The 2,703-nt window shown below is 59.5% G+C and carries 3 protein-coding genes; all 3 read left to right on the forward strand.

What is annotated here, in order from left to right:
- The first annotated feature begins 463 nt into the window (after positions 1 to 463).
- A complete protein-coding gene (eat, locus tag OQK_RS02125) occupies positions 464 to 1,828 on the forward strand; it encodes an ethanolamine permease (RefSeq protein ID WP_016770900.1) in 1,365 nt (454 codons plus the stop codon).
- A 129-nt stretch (positions 1,829 to 1,957) separates the two neighbouring features.
- Positions 1,958 to 2,125 (forward strand): DUF2897 family protein, encoded by a 168-nt coding sequence (locus tag OQK_RS28995; protein WP_016770901.1) that lies wholly within the window; start codon positions 1,958 to 1,960, stop codon positions 2,123 to 2,125.
- A gap of 137 nt (positions 2,126 to 2,262) precedes the next feature.
- Positions 2,263 to 2,703: TetR/AcrR family transcriptional regulator (locus tag OQK_RS02130; protein ID WP_038860439.1), on the forward strand; the 441-nt coding region annotated here is incomplete at its 3' end.

A 2,703-nucleotide genomic window follows, 5' to 3' on the forward strand; every position in this document is an offset into this window, starting at 1 on the left:
CCACTGCCAACAGCAGTGACACCCCGTCCAGAACGCTCATGGAAGATCTCCGTGTAACGGCGTATTGCCGTGTGTGCAGCGATTGTCGGGAAGGAGGCTGTAAAGGAACGAGAGCGAGGGCCGGCGTGGGTCATAAAGAAAGCGTAAAGAGTGGGTTTATGCCGGCGTTACAGCAGGTTTTTGCAGCGTCAGGTCGGACCTCATCGCGGGCAAGCCCGACTCCCACAGGTTATGCGCTGGAATCAAATTCAGCGGACGACGCAGAACCCTGTGGGAGCGGGCTTGCCCGCGAAGGCGGCATAACAGACTCCGCTGCTCCTAACTGGCGCACAAAAAACGCTCATCCAGCTGCGAACATCCCCGCTGCGACAGCTTTGAACTCATTACGACTTGTTTCACGGTGATGGCACGCCCACTGCACACGCCCTCCCCCGAGCTTTCCAACCATTGCGGGAGCAAGCGCATGAACACACAACTCAAACCCACGCTGGGCACGCTGCACCTGTGGGGCATTGCCGTAGGGCTGGTGATTTCCGGGGAATATTTCGGCTGGAGTTACGGCTGGGGCGTGGCCGGTACGCTGGGTTTTCTGGTGACCTCATTCATGGTCGCGACCATGTACACCTGCTTCATCTTCAGCTTTACCGAACTGACCACCGCGATTCCCCATGCCGGCGGGCCGTTTGCCTATAGCCGCCGCGCGTTTGGCGAAAAAGGCGGATTGATCGCCGGACTGGCCACACTGATCGAGTTTGTCTTTGCGCCGCCGGCGATTGCCCTGGCGATTGGCGCTTATCTGAATGTGCAATTTCCGGCGCTGGACCCGAAACACGCGGCGGTTGGCGCGTACATCGTGTTCATGGGCCTGAACATTCTCGGAGTGAAACTGGCCGCGACGTTCGAGCTGATCGTCTGCGTGCTGGCGGTGGCTGAGTTGCTGGTGTTCATGGGCGTGGTCGCACCGGCGTTCAGCTTCAGCAACTTTGCCCTGAATGGCTGGGCCGGTTCCGACGTCTTCGGCGCGCCGGCAATTGCCGGGATGTTCGCGGCGATTCCCTTCGCGATCTGGTTCTTCCTCGCCATCGAAGGCGCCGCCATGGCCGCCGAAGAAGCCAAGGACCCGAAACGCACGATCCCGAAAGCCTACATCAGCGGCATCCTGACGCTGGTGCTGTTGGCCATGGGTGTGATGTTCTTCGCCGGCGGCGTCGGCGACTGGCGCACCTTATCCAACATCAACGACCCACTGCCGCAGGCGATGAAAACCGTGGTTGGTGACAACTCCGGCTGGCTGCACATGCTGGTGTGGATCGGCCTGTTCGGCCTGGTCGCCAGTTTCCACGGCATCATCCTCGGCTACTCACGCCAATTCTTCGCCCTCGCCCGCGCCGGTTACCTGCCTGCCTCATTGGCAAAACTGTCGCGCTTCCAGACCCCGCACCGCGCAATCATCGCTGGCGGCCTTATCGGCATCGCGGCGATCTACAGCGACGGCCTGATAAACCTCGGCGGCATGACACTCACCGCAGCGATGATCACCATGGCCGTGTTCGGCGCGATCGTGATGTACATCATGAGCATGCTCAGCCTGTTCAAACTGCGTAAATCGGAACCGAATCTGGAGCGTACTTTCCGCGCGCCGTGCTATCCGCTGGTTCCGCTGATCGCGCTGGTACTGGCGGTGGTTTGCCTGGTGGCGATGGCGTGGTTCAACACGCTGATCGGGCTGATTTTCCTCGGCTTCATGGCGGTCGGGTTCTGCTACTTCATGCTGACCGGGCAACTGCGTGCCGATGCGCCGGCGGATGCGATGTTGACCGGTCTGTAACACGGTTCAGGTGTACCGGGCATAAGCGGCCTAGAATGGAACCACCGCGAAGTCGTTTCGCTCAAAGGTGGTATGCAGCATCGCACGGCGAAGTCCTCGCCCGTCGAGCTGCCATTAAGGAGAGCCGTTATGCCCTGGTATGCCTGGTTGATTCTGGTCGTTGCGATCGGCTCGATTGTTGGCGGATTGATGATGTTGCGCGACACCGCCAACAAGGTCGAACTGACCGATGAAGAACGCAAGCGCGTCGCACAGCGCAATGCCGAAGCGGATGCCAAGGATGCACAAGACCGCTGATACGAGCCCCGCCGCAATGGCGGGGTTGGTTTTTTCAGCACGATCGGACTTACCCGCAGGCTGTTTAGATTTTAGAAGTACAGTCACCATTTAATCTTCCGTGGTTAAGATGGCAGCATCGTCGCGGAGAGCTCCACATGCGTTACTCGCCAGATCACAAAGCCCAGACCCATCAACGCATCATCAAGGAAGCTTCCGCCCGATTTCGCAAGGACGGTATCGGCGCCACCGGCCTGCAGCCTTTGATGAAAGCCCTGGGCTTGACCCATGGCGGTTTCTACTCGCACTTCAAATCCAAGGAAGAACTGGTCGAAAAAGCCCTGCAAGAGGCCGGCGAGCAAGTCGCGGGCCTGTGCGAAGAAATCTTCGCGCAGGAAAACCCGCTGCAAGTCTTTATCGATACCTACCTGTCGGAGTGGCATCAGACCTCGCCCCACGAAGGCTGCCCGCTGCTGACCATTTCCTCGGAACTGGGCCTGCGCGGCCAGCCAAGCCCCACCAGTGACGAAGTCCTCAATGCTCGCCTCGAACAAATTCAGGCCACGCTCGATGGCGAGAACAGCGCCGATCGCAGCATT

The organism is Pseudomonas sp. R62 (assembly GCF_000257605.1).
In the GTDB taxonomy this organism is placed as follows: domain Bacteria; phylum Pseudomonadota; class Gammaproteobacteria; order Pseudomonadales; family Pseudomonadaceae; genus Aquipseudomonas; species Aquipseudomonas atacamensis.

Excerpts from the sequence above, each read along its gene's own strand:
- eat (WP_016770900.1), top strand. The coding sequence starts at position 464 with ATGAACACACAACTCAAACCCACGCTGGGCACGCTGCACCTGTGGGGC.
- OQK_RS28995 (WP_016770901.1), top strand. The coding sequence starts at position 1,958 with ATGCCCTGGTATGCCTGGTTGATTCTGGTCGTTGCGATCGGCTCGATT.